This window comes from Alkalihalophilus pseudofirmus OF4 (genome assembly GCF_000005825.2).
Lineage (GTDB): Bacteria > Bacillota > Bacilli > Bacillales > Bacillaceae_D > Alkalihalophilus > Alkalihalophilus pseudofirmus.
Genome location: NC_013791.2, coordinates 209,159 through 230,087 on the forward strand (window position 1 = coordinate 209,159; position 20,929 = coordinate 230,087).

The 20,929-nt window shown below is 41.1% G+C and carries 17 protein-coding genes and 1 riboswitch; of the genes, 16 read left to right on the forward strand and 1 reads right to left on the reverse strand.

Annotated elements, in window-relative coordinates; genetic code table 11:
• The first annotated feature begins 59 nt into the window (after positions 1-59).
• The 5 genes from BPOF4_RS01125 to BPOF4_RS01145 all read left to right on the forward strand — a co-directional run bounded on the left by BPOF4_RS01125 (position 60) and on the right by BPOF4_RS01145 (position 4,366).
• On the forward strand, positions 60-761 hold the full coding sequence (locus BPOF4_RS01125) for an amino acid ABC transporter permease (protein WP_012957219.1): 702 nt from the start codon (positions 60-62) through the stop codon (positions 759-761).
• 13 nt (positions 762-774) lie between these two features.
• Positions 775-1,515 carry an amino acid ABC transporter ATP-binding protein gene (locus BPOF4_RS01130; protein WP_012957220.1) on the forward strand — a complete coding sequence of 247 codons (741 nt, stop codon included), beginning with the start codon at positions 775-777 and terminating at the stop codon, positions 1,513-1,515.
• Between the two features lie 73 nt (positions 1,516-1,588).
• Positions 1,589-1,697, forward strand: a riboswitch (SAM riboswitch).
• 142 nt (positions 1,698-1,839) lie between these two features.
• Positions 1,840-2,853 carry a methionine ABC transporter ATP-binding protein gene (locus BPOF4_RS01135; RefSeq protein WP_012957221.1) on the forward strand — a complete coding sequence of 338 codons (1,014 nt, stop codon included), beginning with the start codon at positions 1,840-1,842 and terminating at the stop codon, positions 2,851-2,853.
• Positions 2,843-3,508: a methionine ABC transporter permease gene (locus BPOF4_RS01140; RefSeq protein ID WP_012957222.1), complete on the forward strand. Its 666-nt coding sequence runs from the start codon at positions 2,843-2,845 to the stop codon at positions 3,506-3,508. Before BPOF4_RS01135 ends, BPOF4_RS01140 begins: the two co-directional genes overlap by 11 nt.
• 27 nt (positions 3,509-3,535) lie before the next feature.
• The gene (locus BPOF4_RS01145; protein WP_012957223.1) at positions 3,536-4,366 is read left to right on the forward strand and encodes a MetQ/NlpA family ABC transporter substrate-binding protein; all 831 of its coding nucleotides are present in this window, start codon (positions 3,536-3,538) and stop codon (positions 4,364-4,366) included.
• Positions 4,367-4,625: 259 nt separating this feature from the next.
• On the opposite strand, the gene BPOF4_RS01150 is transcribed toward BPOF4_RS01145, so the two are convergent.
• Positions 4,626-6,230 (reverse strand): glutathione ABC transporter substrate-binding protein, encoded by a 1,605-nt coding sequence (locus tag BPOF4_RS01150; RefSeq protein WP_012957224.1) that lies wholly within the window; start codon positions 6,228-6,230, stop codon positions 4,626-4,628.
• Between the two features lie 557 nt (positions 6,231-6,787).
• Between BPOF4_RS01150 and BPOF4_RS01155 the strand changes: the two genes are divergently transcribed.
• The 11 genes from BPOF4_RS01155 (at position 6,788) to BPOF4_RS21890 (ending at position 20,926) form a co-directional block, all read left to right on the forward strand.
• Positions 6,788-7,678, forward strand: a complete 891-nt coding sequence (locus tag BPOF4_RS01155; RefSeq protein ID WP_012957225.1) for a nitrilase-related carbon-nitrogen hydrolase — start codon at positions 6,788-6,790, stop codon at positions 7,676-7,678.
• A 108-nt stretch (positions 7,679-7,786) separates the two neighbouring features.
• Positions 7,787-9,142 carry an NAD(P)-dependent oxidoreductase gene (locus tag BPOF4_RS01160; protein ID WP_041822536.1) on the forward strand — a complete coding sequence of 452 codons (1,356 nt, stop codon included), beginning with the start codon at positions 7,787-7,789 and terminating at the stop codon, positions 9,140-9,142.
• A 24-nt stretch (positions 9,143-9,166) separates the two neighbouring features.
• The gene (gene preA, locus BPOF4_RS01165; protein WP_012957227.1) at positions 9,167-10,453 is read left to right on the forward strand and encodes an NAD-dependent dihydropyrimidine dehydrogenase subunit PreA; all 1,287 of its coding nucleotides are present in this window, start codon (positions 9,167-9,169) and stop codon (positions 10,451-10,453) included.
• 78 nt (positions 10,454-10,531) lie between these two features.
• Entirely contained in the window at positions 10,532-11,950 is a 1,419-nt protein-coding gene (gene hydA / locus BPOF4_RS01170; RefSeq protein ID WP_012957228.1) for a dihydropyrimidinase, read from the forward strand.
• A 195-nt stretch (positions 11,951-12,145) separates the two neighbouring features.
• Positions 12,146-13,615: an NCS1 family transporter gene (locus BPOF4_RS01175; protein WP_012957229.1), complete on the forward strand. Its 1,470-nt coding sequence runs from the start codon at positions 12,146-12,148 to the stop codon at positions 13,613-13,615.
• Positions 13,616-13,629: 14 nt separating this feature from the next.
• Entirely contained in the window at positions 13,630-13,866 is a 237-nt protein-coding gene (locus tag BPOF4_RS01180; protein ID WP_012957230.1) for a hypothetical protein, read from the forward strand.
• Positions 13,867-14,049: 183 nt separating this feature from the next.
• Entirely contained in the window at positions 14,050-15,657 is a 1,608-nt protein-coding gene (locus BPOF4_RS01185; RefSeq protein ID WP_012957231.1) for a PucR family transcriptional regulator, read from the forward strand.
• A gap of 179 nt (positions 15,658-15,836) precedes the next feature.
• On the forward strand, positions 15,837-17,300 hold the full coding sequence (locus tag BPOF4_RS01190) for a CoA-acylating methylmalonate-semialdehyde dehydrogenase (protein WP_012957232.1): 1,464 nt from the start codon (positions 15,837-15,839) through the stop codon (positions 17,298-17,300).
• Positions 17,301-17,332: 32 nt separating this feature from the next.
• Entirely contained in the window at positions 17,333-18,688 is a 1,356-nt protein-coding gene (locus tag BPOF4_RS01195) for an aspartate aminotransferase family protein (protein ID WP_012957233.1), read from the forward strand.
• Positions 18,689-18,836: 148 nt separating this feature from the next.
• On the forward strand, positions 18,837-20,540 hold the full coding sequence (locus BPOF4_RS21885; protein ID WP_012957234.1) for a PAS domain S-box protein: 1,704 nt from the start codon (positions 18,837-18,839) through the stop codon (positions 20,538-20,540).
• 41 nt (positions 20,541-20,581) lie between these two features.
• Positions 20,582-20,926 carry an ATP-binding protein gene (locus tag BPOF4_RS21890; protein ID WP_012957235.1) on the forward strand — a complete coding sequence of 115 codons (345 nt, stop codon included), beginning with the start codon at positions 20,582-20,584 and terminating at the stop codon, positions 20,924-20,926.
• Positions 20,927-20,929: the final 3 nt, after the last annotated feature.

Here is a 20,929-nt window from a genome sequence, read left to right on the forward strand (position 1 = left end):
ATACAAAGGACCTTCCTTTGTATTTCTTTTTTTGAGAAATTTAATAAAGGAGGGGTAGTATGCTTGAATGGTTTAATCAAATTCAGTGGGAGTATTTATATGACCCAGAACTTGCGGTGAATTCACTTCCTTTTTTACTAGAAGGTTTAAAGGTAACGATGATTATCGCTCTATTTAGTATGGTTTTTGCCCTCATTTTAGGATTACTCTTAGGAATTGCTCGGATGTCAAAGTACTGGTTTATCAGATGGCCGGCAAAAATTTATATTTCATTTATGAGGGGAACGCCTTTACTTGTATTTATCTTTATCCTTTATTATGGTATCCCGGTACTAGGGGTTGAATTTAAGAGTGCCATTGTAGCGGGGATAGTTGGAATCAGTCTTAACTTTGCTGCTTACAATGCCGAAGTGGTTAGATCAGCCATCATGTCCGTTCCGCGCGGTCAATGGGAGGCAGCTGCTTCACTGCAAATGAGTTATGTTCAAACATTAAGAAGGGTCATTATCCCGCAGGCAACACGAATTGCCTTGCCGCCTACTTTTAATATTTTTATGGACATCGTGAAAGGTACCTCTCTTGCGTCGGTTATTACTGTCCAAGAATTATTGTACAGCTCAAGACTTGTGGCTGGCCGTACGTTTGATAGTATGACGATGTATATAACAGCCGCTCTTATTTATTGGGTGGTATGTATTATTATCGGTTATTTCCAAGAAAGATTAGAGAAGAGATATAACCGTTACTTAAGTAAGCGATAAAGGAGGACTCAAAATGATTAATGTATCTAAGCTTAATAAAAAGTTTGACGACAATACCGTTTTAGAGTCTATAGATTTTTCTGTTGAAAAAGGGGAAGTGGTTTGTTTAATAGGGCCTTCAGGTTCCGGTAAAACAACTCTTCTTCGCTGCTTAAATGTGTTAGAACTGCCTAACAGCGGTACGATCACAATAGGTGAGAAAAAAGTAAAATTTGGAGCAAAGAATGTTTCCAAAAAAGATATAAGTGAGCTGCGCGCTTATAGCGGGATGGTCTTTCAAGGCTTTCATCTCTTTCCGCACAAAACGGTCATGGAAAATATCATAGAGGCTCCTTTAACCGTTAAGAAAGCTAGAAAGAGTACTGTTCTTGCAGATGGGGAAAAGCTTTTAAAGAAAGTAGGCATGTTTGAACATAAGGATAAGTATCCAGATGCGTTATCAGGAGGACAGCAGCAGCGCGTGGCTATAGCTAGAGCACTAATGATGAATCCTGATGTCATGTTGTTTGATGAGCCAACTTCAGCACTAGATCCGCAACTCGTAGGTGAAGTTCTCAGAGTTATCGAAGAGCTGGCTAAAGAAGGACAGACGATGGTAATCGTAACGCACGAAATGAATTTTGCAAAACGAGTGGCTGATAAAGTATTTTTTATGGATGGCGGGTTCATAGTGGAGGAAGGTAAGGCAAGAGAGCTGCTTGAACATCCAAAAGAAGCTCGTACGCGAGAATTCTTACAGCTATTAGGCGAATAACTCTGAAAACTATTGACATTTCTTTAATTCTTTATTATGATGAAATAACTTAGAAAATTTGAATAGTTTAAAACTCTTATCAAGAGCGACCGAGGGACAGGCCCTATGACGTCCGGCAACCTCTAAGTTTCATACTTAGTCGGTGCTAAATCCTGCAGAGCTATGGCTCTGAAAGATAAGAGGTGCGATCTTAATTGTCAAACCTCTTTCTGAATAGGAAGAGGTTTTTATTTTTGTTTTTACGGAAGTGGATAAGAACTAGAACCAACATACTTATAAAGTTGAGTTTTCAAATAAGATTACTTAGTTTCTGAGGTGGAAATCATGATAGCGGTCAAGAATGTCATCAAAGAATATAAAACAAAAAAGGGCCTGATTAAAGGTGTGGATAATGTCAGCCTTGAGATTGAAAAAGGAGAAATTTTCGGGATTGTCGGGTATAGCGGGGCAGGAAAGAGCTCGCTTCTACGCTGCCTTAATCTAATGGAGAAGCCAACCTCAGGAGAAATCTATGTAGATGGGGTGAACCTAGTCTCATTAAAAGCTAGTAAGTTGCGAGAGGCTAGACAGAAAATAGGAATGATCTTTCAACATTTTTATCTCGCATCATCTAAAACGGTATTTGACAATGTCTTTTTCGCCTTAAAGGCTGCTGGGAAATCAAAAGCTGAAAGTGAAAAGAAAGTTCTAGAATTACTTGATTTAGTCGGCCTTTCTGATAAAGCGCAGCACTACCCGAGCCAGTTAAGCGGCGGTCAAAAGCAGAGAGTCGGTATTGCAAGAGCGCTGGCAAATGATCCAAAGGTTCTCCTTTGTGATGAAGCAACCTCTGCCCTTGATCCAAGCACAACCCAGTCCATCTTAAAACTGTTAAAAAGTATAAACGAAAAGCTAGGTCTTACGATTGTTCTCATCACGCATGAGATGGATGTGGTAAAAGAGATATGTGACCGAATGGCTGTGATGGAAAACGGGAAGGTCATCGAGCTTGGAAGTGTGTATCAACTGTTTGCTAAGCCAAAAGAAAAGCTGACAAAAGAATTTATCGATGGCGTCATGCAGTTTAAGCTCCCGCAAACATTAATGAATACATGCCAAGGCACAATCATAAAGATTCATTTTCAAGGTGATGTGGCACACGAATCCGTTGTTTCTGATGTATTAAAAGGGTTTGATGTAAAAGGAAATATATTGCATGGAAAAATTGAATACATCAAAGAAGTGCCGCTCGGGGTATTCATTATGGAACTGATAGGGGATCATGAAGAAGTTCATAAGGTCATCTCTTACTTAGATGAAAAAGCGGTCGGGGTGGAGGTGATCACGAATGACAATTGATACATTTATTCAATTGCTGCCAGAATTAAATAAAGCTTTTATTCAAACAGTTATTATGGTGGGAATCTCCCTTTCCATTGCTATTATTGTCGGCCTTCCGGTAGGAATTCTACTATATGTCACGGATAAAGGGTTATTTTTAGAAAATGTATGGATCAAAAGCATCCTTGGACTGATTGTAAACTTAATTCGCTCGATTCCATTTATCATCTTACTAGTCGCATTAATTCCATTAACACAAGCCATTGTAGGCGGTACAATTGGGCCGGTGGCAGCATCTGTGTCTTTATCAGTAGCAGCGATTCCTTTCTTTGCAAGATTAGTAGAATCATCGATGCGGAAAATTGATAAAGGGGTAGTTGAAGCGGCTATATCAGTTGGAGCAAGTCCTTGGCTGATTATTAAAGATATTTTATTAACTGAAGCAAAACCAGGAATCGTACAAGGAATAACAATTACAACCATCAGTCTTATCGGATACTCTGCTATGGCCGGTGTTGTCGGCGGCGGGGGGATTGGTGACTTAGCCATTCGCTTTGGCTACTACCGTTATGATGAAGCTGTAATGTTTACAACAATAATTATTTTAATTGTGCTCGTCCAGGTTATTCAATACACGGGTGACTTGATTGCAAAAACAATAGATAAGAGATAAAAAATAAGAGAACAGGGGAGAAAAAAGATGAAAAAATTAAAAACGGTATTACTATCAGCATTATTAGTAGGAGCACTAGCAGCGTGTGGTTCGGGGGAAACTGAGGAAACATCAGCTGCAGCAGAAGATAAATCAAAAATTACCTTTGGCTCAACTGCCGGTCCATACAGTGATATGGTAAGCAATGCGATTAAGCCTGTGTTAGAAGAAAAAGGGTATGAAGTAGAAGTCGTAGAATTTAGTGATTATGTACAGCCAAACATTGCATTAAACAACGGTTCTATTGATGCGAACTTATTCCAGCATAAAATTTATATGGAGAACTTTGCTGAAGAAAATAATATGGAACTTTCAGAAGTGATTGTTGTGCCGACTGCACCAATGGGGATTTATTCTAATAAGTATGACTCTCTGGATGAAATTGAAGAAGGTACGCAAATTGCTATCCCAAATGACCCAACGAATGCTGCTCGTGCCTTTTTAATTCTTGAAGAAGAGGGATTAATCAAGGTCGACCCAGACGTGAATCCACTCGTTATTTCAGAGCGTGATGTTATCGAAAACCCTAAAAATATTGTGTTCCAGCCAATTGAAGCAGGCCAGCTGCCTCGAGCTGTAGATTCTGTAGACTTATCAGCTGTACCAGGAAACTTTGCACTCTCAGCTAATATGGACCTTCTTGATGCACTAAAGCTTGAGACTATGCCTGATGAGTATAGAAACCGTGTCGTTGTAAGCACAGAAAATCTTGATCAGTCATTTGTTGAAGATATTAAAGAAGCTGTTGAATCGAGTGAATTTGAAGAAGTGATTGATAGTGAATTTGAAGGCTTTGGAAAACCAGAGTGGATGGAGTAAAAGTCACTTAGAGAAGGCGCTGTGATCAGCGTCTTCTTTTGTTTATAGAGAGAGGTGAAGATGAGTACTATACAATTTGAAGTTAGTGGTGCATATCTCTTTACACCGGGGATCAATAAGTTTAAACAAACGTTTAATTAATAGAAGTTGAACTATCCATTACATGGGGAGCATGATGAAGGAAAAGAGTCATGCTCCTTACACAGCGAGCAATAAGAAAGCTGACTTATGAAATAACATAAGTCAGCTTTTCTACACTTTAACGATTCAATTCTACATCACGTAAGAATAAAGTTGTACTTGGGAACTGCCAGAATCCTTCTACATCATCACGCACACCTGCGATAATTTCAGGGAAGTAAAGGTAGGCATATGGAGATTCTGCAGCTAGTTCATTTTGCGCAGCCTCATAGAAATCTAGGCGTTCCTGATCATCAGTTGCCTCACGTGCTTGTTGTAATAAGGAGTCAATTTCTTCGTTATCAATAAATGAACGGTTGCCAGCAGGACCTTTGTTAGCTGAGTGGAAGACTGGATATAATCCGTAGTCGCCATCAAGTGTAACGGTACCCCAGCTGCCTAAGAACAGCTCAGATTGGCCTTGGCCTGCACGTTCTAAATACGTACCGAATTCATAGGTGTCAATTTCAATGTCTACCCCAATTTCAGCAAGTTGATATTGCAGAGCTTGTGCAAGATCTTGGCGTTCACGATCATCGTCAGTCAAAATGGTTGTTTGGAAACCATCAGGGAAACCAGCTTCAGCTAAGAGTTCTTTTGCTTGTTCAGGGTCATGCTCAATACGGTCAATATTATCACTGTATCCGAATACATCCGGCGCAATTGGTCCGTCTGCAATGACTCCAGTGCCATCTAACACCCCATCAATTAATGCTTGCTTATCTACAGCCATATGAAGAGCACGTCTTACATTTACATCGTCAAATGGCTCTACTTCAGTATTGAATCCTAGGTAAACCATACGCGTTGAGTTTGATTGTTGTACAGACGTTTCAGCACCATTTTCTACTCGTGAAACATCACTTGGGTTTACAGGGAAGATGATGTCCACGCCGCCAGTTTCGAGCTCGGCAATACGCGTTAAGTCTTCTGGGATAACGGTGAAGGTGACAGAGTCAACTTTCGCTTTTTCCTCATGCCAGTAGTCCTCATTTTTTACTAAAGTGACAGATTGTCCAGGGCTGCGTTCTTCAAATTTAAAGTACCCTGTACCAGCTGGTGCTTCATTGACAGTAGAGAAAGGCTGTCCGCCGTTTTCCATTGCCTCATATGAAGCTTCAATTGATTCTAGGCTGATAATGCTTCCGCCGGGGTGAGCAAGATGTGCAGGCAGAGAGGCGAATGGGAATTCCGTTTCAATATGTACCGTATACTCATCTTCTACTGTGACATCCGTAATCATCCCAAATAAGAAAGAGACAGGAGAGGCCACTTCTGAATCTCGAACACGATCTAAGTTCGCTTTAACTACCTCTGCATTTAAGTCAGAACCGTCATGAAATGTAACACCTTGACGGATTTTAGCTTCCCACGTCGTGTCATCAATCTGCTCAAAGCTTTCTGCTAAAGCAGGTTGAATGGTAAGGTCTGTTTCCATATGTACGAGTCGGTCATAAATTGTTGAGTTAATAGAGTTTGACACATTCTCGTTGGCACCATGAGGATCAAGTGAGACAGGGTCTGACATAACGGCTACTTTCAGATCGCCTCCTCCTGTACTTTCTCCTGTTTCTCCTCCATCACTAGAAGGGTCATTAGATGGTTCACTGCTGCAAGCAACTAGCCCTGCGCTTAGTACCGATAAAATGGCTGCAGACTTCAAAAATTTTGATAGTTTCTTCATGATTAATCTCCTCTCAGATGAATTAAATAGACAATAACCTACTAAACCTACAAGTAATTGCTAAGAAAACTATAGCTTAATAATGTAGATAAAGTCAATTTAGTATTTTCAAAATAATAAATTTTCTAACAAATTAGCGCACAAAAACTGATCTCTCTATTAATTTCGACATGTTTCACGGGAAACATGTCAATTAAATGGTAATGACTATCAATTCAAGTAGATATATGTTGAAGGATTCTTCTACCACACAAAAGGGATTCAAAAGATCTTTCTGGAATGTTTCATAAGTGAAGACGACAACAAATATTTAAAGATTGAGAGATAACCTTACATTAATACGAAAAACAGCCTAGCTGCGTGGTAGGATAACGCTCAAGGAAATGTGCTTTTTACAAAATGATAAACAAAAGTATTCAAGGGTTTAACACTTTGTATGATGTATTTGTCCTGACTCACACGTAGAATTGATATTGAAGTCAAACTATTCTAATAATTTAGATGTGGATCATTTTACTTATTGTGAAATAACTTAACTTTGCTTAGGGGGAATTAAGATGTCAGATCACGTAAAAATTGGACTAATTCAAGCCTCAAATGATGTACACGGCGATGAGCCAGTAGCGGTTCATAAAGAGAAAGCCATTGAAAAGCATATTAAGTTAATTCGTGAAGCTAAAGCAAAGGGTGCTCAAATTATATGTCTGCAGGAAATATTCTACGGCCCGTACTTCTGTTCTGAACAGAAAACAAAATGGTATGAGGCGGCAGAAGAAATTCCGAATGGCCCGACTACACGGTTGTTTCAAGATTTAGCAAAGGAACTTGAAATTGTTATTGTTCTTCCAATCTATGAGCGGGAAGGCATTGCTACTTACTATAATACGGCTGCAGTGATCGATGCGGACGGTTCTTATTTAGGTAAATACCGCAAACAGCATATTCCTCATGTAGGTGTCGGGGAAGAGGGGTACGGTTTCTGGGAGAAGTATTACTTTAAGCCAGGGAATATGGGTTACCCAGTCTTTGATACAGCTTATGCAAAAGTCGGGGTCTACATTTGTTATGACCGTCATTTCCCAGAAGGTGCTAGATTACTAGGCTTGAACGGGGCAGAGATTGTCTTTAATCCATCAGCAACTGTTGCTGGTTTATCTGAATACTTATGGAAGCTAGAGCAGCCAGCTCATGCTGTTGCAAATGGCTATTATTTAGGTGCCATCAACCGTGTCGGAATGGAAGCGCCATGGAATATGGGCGAGTTCTACGGACAGTCCTATCTAGTAAACCCTCGCGGACAAATGGTTGCTGTTGCAAGTCGTGATCAAGATGAGGTCATTATTGGTGAAATGGACAAGAAAATGATTCGAGAAGTACGCGATACATGGCAGTTTTACAGAGACCGCAGACCAGAGACATATGATGATATGACGGCTCTTCTCCCTTAAAAAATAACATAAAAGCGTTCTGCATATGATCGTAGCTCATGCAGAACGCTTTCCATCTTAACTAGTTTAGATATTAAAGGAGGTCTTTCATTGAGTGAGCAACGTTTAATGTTAACGGTAGAAGACTTAGAAAAGCAGTTTCAAGAGGCTCATCCTGGACTAACAAATAGAGAAGCAGTTGAAGAAGCAAACCGCTGTTTATTTTGCTATGACGCACCCTGTATTACCGCTTGTCCGACAAGTATAGATATTCCTAAATTCATTAAGAAAATCTCCTCTGGGAATATGTTGGGATCTGCTAAAACGATTATGACGGCAAACCCAGTCGGTGCAAGCTGTTCACGTGTATGTCCAACAGAAGAGCTCTGTGAAGGGGCCTGTGTCCTAAACCATTCTACTAAGCCGATTATGATTGGCGATTTGCAAAGGTATGCAACTGATTGGGCAATGAAAAATGAACAAGTTCTCTTTAAAGCCGGAAAGAAGAACGGAAAAACGGTTGCGATTGTTGGAGGGGGTCCTGCCGGCTTATCAGCTGCTCGTGAACTAGCTCTTATCGGGTATGATGTCACGATTTATGAAGCTGAAAAAGAAGCGGGCGGGCTGAATACCTATGGCATCGTTTCTTTCCGCTTGCCACAGCGCGTGTCATTCTGGGAAGTAGATCAAGTAAAGAGTCTTGATGTAAAGATTAAAACGAATACGCGAATTGGAGAAGATGTTCCTGTATCAGAGCTGGTAGCCAATTATGATGCGGTTGTCCTTGCAATTGGAATGTCTAAGGTGCCGGATTTAGGAATAGAGGGTGAAGAGCTAGATGGTGTTCATGATGCGATTGACTTTGTTAAAGCAACGAAATCAGGCCAACTGACAGAAGAGTACATCGGTAAAAAAGTAGTGGTCATCGGTGCTGGAAACACAGCGGTGGATGGTGCGACATGTTCTGTTCGTCTTGGCGCAGAAAACGTTAAAATCCTCTACCGCAGAACACTGGCAGAAATGACGGCTTATGATTTTGAATATGAATTTGCAAAGCAAGATGGAGTCGAATTCCGCTGGTTAACTGCTCCTAAGCGTATTATCGGTGATGAGAACGGTAAAGTGAAAGCGATCGAGTGCATCAAAATGGAACTGGGTGAACCGAGTGAAGATGGTCGAAGAAGACCAGTACCTGTAGAAGGGTCTGAGTTTACGTTAGAAGTTGATGCGGTGATTAAGGCAATCGGCCAGACTCGCTATATTGACCTAATCGAGCAGTTTGGATTAGAGCATGACGGCGGAGTTGTAAAGGTAAATATGGAAGACTTTACGACATCCAACGAAAAGGTCTTTGCATGTGGTGATGTGATCTTCGGTAAAGGTCAAGGAGAAGCAATGGTTGTAACAGCGGCAGAACAAGGAAAACAGACAGCATATGCGCTGCATCAAAAACTATCTAAAAACATGCAGGAAGAATCGGCTTAACCCAAATTACGAGGAGGTAGTTGAATGGCTGACTTACGAATTGACTTTGCAGGAATTAAATCCCCGAATCCTTTTTGGCTGGCATCCGCGCCGCCAACAAACTCAGGCTATCAAGTGCAGCGTGCCTTTGAAGCAGGGTGGGGCGGAGCTGTATGGAAGACACTTGGCGACCCTATATTAAATGTATCCTCACGCTTTGCAGCCGTAAGTTTTAATGGGCAAAAGGTTGCTGGCTTTAACAATATCGAGTTAATTACAGACCGTCCGCTAGAAGTAAACTTAAAAGAAATCTATGAAACAAAGAAACGTTTCCCGGATCATGTGATTATTGCCTCACTCATGGTAGAGCCGAGGCAAGAGGCGTGGCATGAGATTGTCAAACGAGTAGAAGATGTTGGAGTAGATGGACTTGAGTTGAATTTCGGCTGTCCGCACGGGATGGCTGAGCGGGGGATGGGTGCTGCATCGGGGCAGGTTCCTGAACTCGTTGAAAAGCAGACGTATTGGGCAAAAGAAGTTGCCCAAACTCCTGTTATTGTTAAGCTCACACCAAATATTACAGATATCACTGTAACGGCAGAAGCAGCTGTTCAAGGCGGGGCAGATGCGGTTAGTATGATTAATACGATTAATAGTTTGGCGGGAGTTGATATTGATTCATGGAATACAGTTCCCCATGTTGCCGGCAAGGGAGCGCACGGCGGCTATTGCGGTCCGGCAGTAAAACCGATTGCGCTGAACATGGTTGCTGAATGTGCGCGTAACCCGCATGTTAATGTACCGATCTCAGGGATGGGCGGTGTCTCCAACTGGGAAAATGCAGTGGAATTTATGCTGATGGGGGCAACGGGTGTTCAAGTATGTACAGCTGCGATGCACCACGGCTTTAGAATTGTAGAGGATATGTTAGATGGACTGAATAATTACCTTGATGAAAAAGGTATTGAATCAGTTATGGATATTGTCGGAAAATCGGTGACCAATTACTCGGATTGGGGCAACCTTGATCTGAATTATAAAGTCGTTGCACAAATTAATAATGATGTTTGTATCAATTGTAATAAATGCCACATTGCCTGTGAGGATACCTCTCACCAATGTATTGATATGTTAAAGGATGACCGAGGAAACGACATCTTAAAAGTTCGCGAGGATGATTGCGTAGGCTGCAACCTATGTTCGATCGTGTGTCCAGTTGATGGAGCCATTGATATGGTTGAGCTGAAAACTGAGCTGCCTGCCATGACATGGAATGAACGTCAAGCAGCAATCGGGGCAGCGGGTAACTGCAGTATCCCAACCGTAAAATAACAGGCTAATCATGTGGAGTTGACACACACAAGAGACGTGAACGAATAAAAGTGAAGAAGGTCAAAGGAGGACTAACGAATGAAGAAGTTGATTAAAAACGGCACGGTTGTAACGGCATCTGAAACGTATGAAGCCGACCTTCTCATTGAAGACGGGAAGATTGCAGCGATCGGTTCAAATCTTTCGGCAAATGGGGCTGAAACAGTAGATGCTAAAGGATGTTATGTGTTTCCGGGCGGAATTGATCCGCACACGCATTTAGAAATGCCGTTTGGCGGCACTGTTTCAAAGGATGACTTTGAATCTGGCACAATTGCTGCAGCTTACGGCGGAACGACGACAGTCATCGATTTTTGCTTGACGAAAAAGGGAGAGCCAATGCAGTCCTCCATTGATGAATGGCACGCAAAATCCAAGGACAAAGCAGTGATTGATTACGGTTTCCATTTAATGATTGGTGAAATAAATGATGACGTATTACAAGAGATCCCGAGAGTGATTTCTGATGAGGGAATCACTTCATTCAAAGTCTTCATGGCTTATAAAAATGTCTTCCAAGCTGATGATGAAACACTTTTCAGAACGCTTGTTACGGCAAAAGAGCTGGGCGGTTTAGTCATGGTGCATGCTGAGAATGGGGATGTAATTGATTATTTAACGAAACAAGCGATTGAAAAAGGGCAGACAGATCCTATTTATCATGCGCTGACCAGACCACCGGAAGTAGAAGGAGAAGCAACAGGCAGAGCTGCTCAATTAACGGGTCTTGCTGATTCGCAGCTGTATGTTGTGCATGTATCATGCAGCGACGCTGTCGAGAAAATCGCGGAAGCTAGACGTAAAGGCTTTGATGTGTGGGGCGAAACATGTCCACAATATTTAGTTCTCGATCAAACGGCATTAGAGAAGCCTAATTTTGAAGGGGCGAAGTATGTGTGGTCACCGCCACTAAGAGAGAAGCACCACCAAGATGTGTTGTGGAATGCTCTGAAAAACGGGGACTTACAAACGCTCGGCTCAGATCAATGTTCGTTTGACTTTAAAGGACAAAAGGAACTAGGAAGAGGTGATTTTACAAAAATACCGAATGGCGGTCCGATTATTGAAGACCGTGTAAGCATCCTCTATTCGGAGGGGGTAACAAAAGGGCGGATCTCGTTAAATCAATTTGTTGATATCACTTCTACTCGTATTGCTAAGTTATTTGGTCTCTATCCACAAAAGGGGACGATTGCGATCGGTGCGGACGCGGATCTTGTCTTGTTTGACCCAACGGTTGAGCGGACAATTTCGGCTGATACCCATCATATGGCGGTCGATTATAATGCCTTTGAAGGAATGAAAGTAACAGGGGAAGCTGTTTCTGTCTTATCTAGAGGGGAGTTTGTTATTCGAGATAAGCAATTTGTCGGATCTCCTGGTACCGGAAAATATGTGAAGAGAGCTAAATACGGTCAAACACTGACCGCTAATGCAGATGAAGTGATATCTAAATAACAAATGAAAAGCGAGCTGCCGCCAGAAGCATTCTATATAGAGAAGCTATAGAGAAGCTGGGAGAGGGAAGCCAGTCACGCATGAACCTTTCTAAAATGATCGTCCATTTATCATAAAATCAACCTATCTGATAATGGCGCGGTTTAACAAAAGTATGATTGCTAGGTTACTAGCACATAAGAGGGGGATCACGTGATGAAGAAAAACTCAAGTTATTTAAAGTCTCCTGACCTGCTTCCGATAACGCATGGCGACCGAAAGATCAGTACATTAGGTTTCGCTATTATCTGGGTAGGTATGGCGGTTGTCTTAGCAGCATTTGCAATTGGTGGAGAAGGTGTTCAATCTTTGCCTCTTGGAATGGTTATTTTAGCCACCATCATAGGATCAATTGCTATTGGACTATGTATGACACTAACCGGTGATATCGGTGTGGAACATGGATTATCATTTCCGGTCTACATGAGGGCACCCTTTGGGACGATAGGCACTCATATTCCATCTCTTATACGAGGATTTGTGGCCTCATGTTGGTTTGGGATTAACACCTACTTTGGTGCAACGGCCATGAATGGAATCTTGTTTGTTTTAACCGGCTTTGATAACTGGTTTGTTTGTTTCTTATTCTTTGCTACGATTCAGGTCATCAATACAGCCCTTGGAATTAAAGCAGTAGAACGTTTTGCAGATCTTGCAGCACCGATCATTATTATTATATCTGCATGGATGTACACTACCTTATCAGACCAGGCTTTGGCTGCAGGGCGTGACGTGTGGAGCTGGATTGAAAGTCCGGTAACAGGCGGAGCAGCTGTTACAGCTTTTGCCATTGTTATCATGAGTAACATGGGCTTTTGGGGGACGCTTGCGGCAGATATGCCATCTATTTCAAGATTTATTAAAGCGCCAAAACTTGAGAGAAATTGGTTTAAACGCAACAAAGGACAAATTGTGGGCAGCTTAATCACACTGCCAATTGTCCAGACGTTTATGGTAGTGATTGGTGCGGTGTCCTTCATCGCCGTATCCAATTATGATCCGGTAATCGCTCTTCAAGAAGCGGCAAGCGGTATCGTTCTTGGTGTCCTTCTCTTAATGATTGTCTTTGCTCAATGGTCTACGAATATATCTGCAAACCTTGTTCCTGCAGCAACGATTTTCTCAAATGTCGGAGGCCCTAAGCTTCCATTCTGGACAGGAGTAGTAGTAGCCGGTTTAATCGGCGTGCTTGTACAGCCATGGAGTTTATTTGGGATTATTATTCCGGCGCTCCTTATAGTAGGAGGCATCTTATCGGCGATCGTTGGAATATTAGTAGCAGATTATTATTTCATTCGTAAGCGCCGTGTAAATGTAGTTGATCTTTATAAAGAGGATGGTCAATATCACTACTGGAAGGGTCTGAATCTTGCTGGACTAATTGCCTGGGTTCTTGGCGGAGGTGCAGCATACTTCATTCAAACGTATTCTTTTGCTGTTGGTTTTGTTGTCGGAGCTGCCGTGTATTATGTTCTTGCGAAGTACTGGTGGTTTGAAAAATATCAGCAGGCCGAGCTGAACGATCCGAGTGATGAGAAGTATTTAGGGATCACGGTTGGAAGAGATTGGATTATAGAGGATGATGATGAGAAAGAACAAACAGCCAAAACAGCACAAAATGCATAGAGAGGGGACCATTTATGTCTGACTACCAAGAATACTTGGCCGAGAGGGATGAAATCGATTATTTGATCCAGCAAGGCTATGTAATTAAAGGAGTTACAGAAAATCTAAGCGGCGCTTTTGTAGAGTTTGAACTGCCTGCCCAAAGTATGAGCCGCGGTCAGCAGCAATATGAACGTCTTCATATTAAGACAGCGGATGCGAGAAAATACTTTTCTGTTCTCCTATTAAAGCAAGCTCAAAAAACCGGTTAAATAGCAAGCTGTACTGAGATCACTCGTCTTAGTACAGCTTTTTTATTTAGGGAGGTTTTCTTACATATCATTTTTAGAGTGAGGCAGGAGATAGTGGACGAGTTATAGAAGTAAGTACAACCTAGATTAATAACGTAATGTTTACTGATTTCTCTACTCTTTAGAAGAGGTGATATTTAGATAATGAAATCGTATATATCAATTGAAGAGATTGTGAAACGGAAGCATTTTGACCATATTGAAGTGGTGGCGGGGGCTTTAGGGCTTGATCGTTTAGTCAAGTGGGTCCACGTAGTAGAAGTCGTACAAATTAAAAACCTTTTAAGAGGTCATGAATTAATTTTAACAACAGGACTCGGCTTTAAAGATGATCCCTCTTTATTTGTGCAATTTGTTAAACAATTGATTGATTGCGAAGCTGCAGGTCTATGTATTGAAATCGGCACAAATACATCCACGATCCCTCCAGATGTTATTGAAATAGCAAATACTCACCAATTTCCTATCATTGTATTTAATCAAGAAGTTCCTTTCGTAGAAATTACACAAGATATCCATTCAACGCTTATCAATAAACAATACCAAGTCATATCAGATCTTGAACATTACTCTCAGCAATTAAATAAGAAGCTCTTAGAAATAAGCGAATATGATGAGATTTTAACATTTTGTCAAATGTACTTAGATGTACAAGTCGTAGCAAGGTTTAATGAGAAAGACCTTAAATTCTATCCTGAACCTCCTAAAGGAAGGAGGAAACAGCTGTATAAATTAGCAGAAGAGGCTGCTATGGATAAACAGTCCAAAGTAGCAAAACAACCGGTCATGTTACTAGGAAATCAATATGCAGAAGTAATGATTATTTCAAAAGACCGTGATTTAACGGAATATGATTTTTTAATTTTAGACAGAACCGTAACAGCCCTAGCTCAACAGCTCCTTAGAACGATGTATGTGGAAGAAAGAAAAAATGCCGAGGAGTCACAGTGGATGTTAGATTGGCTGGAAGGCTCACATAGAGAGGCCGTCATTGATGAACATCTCGCTTCCCTTGAACCAGGCTTAAAGCTTAACGGGGCAGTGGTGTGTGTGTGTAAATACCAGCCGGCAAGGCATGGTGCAGATACCGATTGCACCTATTTAAAATTATGGATCCGTACCGTTTTTGAGCAGTATGGCTTTCATTTATTTACGATTGATGTCAGGCAGGACCTAGTATTGATTTTAGGGAATAAAAGGGCTGGTGATGATTGGAAAGAACGAGCCAAAGAAGCGTTTGAGCGAGTTAGAGCACAAGAAGGCACAGGTGGGAAAAGTGTTTCTTCCTACAGATTTGGGGTGGGAAAATACATTTATCAGCTTGAGGATGTAAATGTTAGCTACAAAACAGCAAGGGAAGCGCTGCTGCTTACTAATAGAGCACATCATAAAGAGATGAGCATGTTTTATGATGACCTTCATTTATACCGTATCTTATCGGTCATTCACCAGCATGCAAACCTTGATGAAATCGTTAGTGATTACTTAGCGCCGGTCATTGAATATGATAAGCGATATAATGGACAATTGCTTGAAACGCTAAAAGCCTATTTAACATGCAGCGGGTCTAAGCAAGAGACAGCTAAACGATTATTTATTGTACGCCAAACGTTATATCATCGGATTGAAAAGCTCGAAAAGCTTCTTGGATCTGACTTTATGGAAGCGGAGAAAAGGCTGGCACTTGAATTTATGCTTCTTGCAAAAGATTATTTAAATGTTGAAGAACAGCTGCAAAAGCGGACAGTTTAATCACTTTTATTTGCACTCCTTAAATGGGGTGTATTTTTTATTTGGCTGATGATCATTATGTGGAAAAATTTATGGTGCTTATTTGACACAATGTCTAATGCAACCTCGCGCCTTATAACAGATAATAGAAGCATGGATCGAATAGTGTGAAAATTAAAACGATTGAGGGGGAGACAGGCATGGCTGTACTAAAAAAATCAACTGAGCTTAAAAACTATATTAATGGTGAATGGGTTGCATCAAATGGGAAAGACACTCTTGAGGTGCCAAATCCAGCGACAGGTGAAATTCTTGCTTCTGTACCCATCTCGACAAAAGAAGATGTGGATCAAGCAGTAAAGGCAGCTAATGAAGCATTCAAAAAATGGAAAAACGTTCCTGTTCCAAAGAGAGCGAGAATCTTATTCAAATACCATACGCTTTTAACTGATCAGCATGAAGAGCTTGCAAAGCTGATTGTACAAGAAAATGGGAAAGCATTTAAAGAGGCATACGGAGAAGTTCAGCGCGGGATCGAATGTGTAGAGTTTGCCTCTGGGGCGCCAACATTAATAATGGGTGAAACCCTCTCAGGAATCGCTGAAGAAATTGATTCAGAAATGTTTCGTTACCCGCTAGGAGTAGTAGGAGGTATCACGCCATTTAACTTCCCTATGATGGTGCCATTATGGATGTTCCCGCTGGCTATTGCTTGTGGTAACACTTTCGTATTAAAGCCGTCTGAGAGAACGCCATTACTCGCAAATAGATTAGTAGAGCTTTTTACAGAAGCTGGGGCGCCAAAAGGGGTATTAAATGTGGTACACGGGGCTCATGATGTCGTAAATGGTTTACTAGATCATGAAGATGTAAAAGCCATTTCTTTTGTAGGGTCACAGCCGGTTGCTAAGTATGTCTATCAGCGTGCCGCAGCCGAAGGAAAACGTGTTCAAGCTCTATCTGGAGCGAAAAACCATCATATCGTGATGCCTGATGCAGATATGGAAAAAGCAGCTCAGCATATTATCAGCTCGACATTTGGAAGCGCAGGGCAACGCTGTATGGCTTGTAGTGCGGTTGTCGTAGTCGGCGATAATGATAAATTTGTGAGCCTGTTAAAGAAAAAAGCAGATGAGTTGACGATTGGAAGCGGCCTTGAAGAGGATGTACTTTTAACACCAGTTATTCGTGATTCTCATCGTGAGAAAGTGCTTGGCTATATCCATAAAGGGGTAGAAGAAGGCGCCTCTTTAATCCGCGATGGACGTAAGGAAATGGATGAAATAAAAGAAGGAACATTTTTAGGGCCGACGATCTTTGATCACGTCACGCCGGATATGACAATTGCAAAAGAAGAAATTTTTGCACCGGTTTTAAGTCTCCTTCGTGCAGAAGATCTTGATGGAGGACTTGAATATATCCGCAAATCCCGCTATGGAAACGGGGCAACTCTTTATTCCAAAGATGCGGCATCAGTAAGAAAGTTCCGTGAAGAGGCAGATGCAGGTATGCTCGGAATTAATGTAGGGGTACCAGCAACGATGGCCTTCTTCCCATTCTCAGGCTGGAAAGATTCATTCTATGGTGATTTGCATGTAAACGGAAAAGATGGAGTGAACTTCTTCACACGTAAGAAGATGATCACGTCACGTTTTGACTTTTAATTGATGAACTAAAATAGGAAGGGGGAGGTCACTTGGAGAAGACGAACCAAAAGTTGGATATGAAAGCAGCTGATGAGAAGTACCTTTGGCATTCCATGAAGCCTTATAACCCTAACGCTACGATGGTAGTGAAAAAAGCAAATGGAGCATGGGTGACAGATAGTGATGGCAATCAGTATCTAGATGGGATGGCTGGTTTATGGTGTGTAAATGTCGGCTACGGGCGTACAGAGCTTGCTGAAGCTGCTTATGAGCAATTAAAAGAACTCGCTTATTTTCCATTAACTCAGAGTCATGAACCCGCTATTAAACTAGGTGAAAAGTTAAATGAAATGCTTGGCGATGATTATGTCATTTTCTTTTCCAATAGTGGTTCAGAAGCAAATGAAGTAGCTTTTAAAATTGCTAGACAGTATCATCAGCAGCGCGGTGAAGGCTCGAGATATAAATTTATCTCTAGATACCGCGCCTATCACGGCAACTCGATGGGGGCACTAGCTGCAACAGGCCAGGCACAGCGCAAGTATAAGTATGAACCGTTAGCGCCTGGTTTCATACATGTTCCTCCTCCTGACATGTACAGAAGGCCTGAAAATGAAACAGCTGAGCCGCGTTCTTTAACGTCTGTAAGTGATATAGAGCAGGCAATGACGTGGGAATTAAGTGAAACCGTAGCGGCTGTTATTATGGAACCAATTATCACGGGCGGAGGAGTATTAGTTCCCCCTGAAAATTATATGAAAGGTGTGAAGGAGGCTTGTGAAGCTCACGGAGCCCTTCTTATCTCAGATGAAGTCATCTGCGGTTTCGGACGCACAGGAAAGCCGTTTGGGTTCCAGCATTACGGGGTGCAGCCGGATATTGTTACAATGGCTAAAGGAATCACAAGTGCCTATTTACCGCTGTCAGCAACAGCGGTGAAGCGAGAAATTTATGAAGCATTTAAAGGCACAGAAGAGTACGAATACCTAAGGCACGTAAACACGTTTGGCGGCAGTCCTGCGTCATGTGCACTCGCTCTAAAGAATTTAGAGATTATGGATAAAGAAAAATTATTCGATCGTTCAGCTGAGCTCGGTAATCAGATGAGAGCGGATCTTCAAACGTTACTGCAAACTAACCCATATGTCGGTGATGTCAGAGGCAAAGGGTTGCTAATTGGTATTGAATTAGTAAAAGACAAGAGTACTAAAGAACCTCTTGATGTACAATTAGTCAACCAGGTGATTGGAACCTGCAAAGATAAAGGCCTCATCGTAGGGAAGAATGGAGCAACTGTAGCAGGATTCAATAATGTTCTCACGCTCTCGCCTCCATTATCCATCGAAACAGAAGATATCCGTTTTATTATTGAAACGGTTAAAGATGCATTAAACGGATTAAATTAACCTAAATAAAAGGACAAAAGAAACGAGAGGTCACTCGATAGACCTCTCGTTTCTTTATTTGGTATTAATATCCATAATTTGTTGTGTTCAGGCAGCACATTTATCTTATATAATAAAAATATAGACAGATTCATGGAGAATGGTTGTGATGATCGTGCCGGAGCCAAAAGATCTAGTAAAAGATGAACTCTTTCTCTCGTGGTTTTACCAAACGAGTGATAGTGTGTTTATTTGCAGAAATACAGATAAAGAGATCCTGCTAACCGCATACAACCAGCCAGCAGAAAAATGGGTAGCCGAATTTTTCATGCATGGTAAGAATGGCTTTGTATGTAAGGAAAATGAGTTTGAGCGCACGTGTAAAAATGCATTTAAAACTCTGAAAAAAGTGTCTTTTTCGTTTTCTCTTGAAGATAAAGGGATTTTAACGGTAAGCTGCAGCCCTGTTTATGTAGAAGAGATAAAAGAATGGGTCGTTTTAATTGTTGGGAAAAATAAGCAGAATTTAATCGGCTCCTATAATGCTTCCTTGCTCACTTACTTATCAAATACGGAAGATGCGGTATTAGTTCGTGATGTTAACGGAACAATCACATTTGTAAACATTGCTTTTACGGACATGTTTGGCTGGAAAAGTGAAGAAGTGTTAGGGAAAAAAGTATTTGAAATTAATATTCTTCCTGTCTCTTTAATTGAAGAATCCTCTAGAATTAACGAAATGTCTTTGAGGGGCTCGAGCTATTCCCATATTACTACTCAAAGATTAAGAAGAGGCGGAGAATTATTTGATGTCTCCATTACGTATTCCTACGTGACAGATGTAGACGGGGAAATTGTTGGTTCATTAAGTGTCTTTCGTGATATGTCTGAACAAAAAAAGATTGAATCCCTGCTGCGGGAAAGCGAAGAGAGATATCGAAAGCTAGTCGACCTTTGTCCTTTGCCGATTTTTGTTCATCAAGAGGGGACGGTTCAATATGTGAATCATGCGGCCCTTACCTTAATGGGGACGGATGATGAATCCAAATTAATAGGCAAATCCATCTATTCGTTTGCTAACATGGAGCATCATGCTGAAATAAAAAAACGCTCTACAGATGTACACCAGGAACCGGTTCAAGGTAAAAGTGAATACACTATTAAAACGTTAGATCAACAATATAAAATTATCGAGGCAATGGTTACGTCAATAAGCATAAGAGATAACAAGGTGAATCTTGTGCTGTTAAATGATGTAACAGAAAAGAAAAGGCAGGAGGAAGCATTGCGTGAAAGTGAAAAACGCTATCGCTTAATTGCTGATAATTCCTATGATCTTATTTCGATTATAGACCGCAATGGGGTTGGAAAGTATATCTCGCCATCTCATGAAAGGCTGCTTGGCTATAAAGAAAGTGAGCTGATAGGAGATACAGCAACCTTGAGAATCCATCCTAATGACAGGGATCATACTTATGAAACCTTTCAAAGGGTTTTGGAAACAAAAGAACAGCAACGAATGGAGTACCGTATGTATCGTAAGGATGGAAGCATCATTTGGATCGAATCCATTTTAAGGATGTTTGATGAAGGAGAACAATCAGACATCTTAATAGAAAGCCGTGACATTACCGAGCGGAAAGAAAATGAAAAAATGATTCGCAGGTTAGACAAGCTATCTGTAGTTGGACAGCTTGCAGCAGGAGTGGCTCACGAGATCCGAAATCCATTAACATCGATAAAAGGTTTTCTTCAATTATATCAAGAACAAAATGTCGAGAAAAAAGATAATCATTACTGGGAGATTATTTTTTCTGAATTAAATAGAATTGAAGAGATTATCAATGAGTTTATGGTCCTGAGGCCCATTTAAATAATATTGAAATCGACGTCATCTATGTAGAGACAGAGCAGATGTCCATCTATGCAGTAGAAAATCAGTTAAAACAAGTATTCATCAATTTATTGCGTAACGCTATAGAAGCCATCAAGCCCCAAAAGGGCAAGATACGAATTAAAGTTGAAAGCTGCTATGGAGAGGAAAGGGTTAGATTTAGATTTATTGATAACGGTCCAGGCATTCCAAAAGATCGCCTAGCTCATTTAGGAACGCCTTTTTATACAACAAAAGAAAAGGGGATCGGGCTTGGGTTAACAATCAGTCAAAAGATTATCCATGAACATAAGGGTGATTTTAGGATTCGCAGCGGATACAACAGAGGGACTTTGATTGATATTATTTTGCCGCGCTATAACTAAATA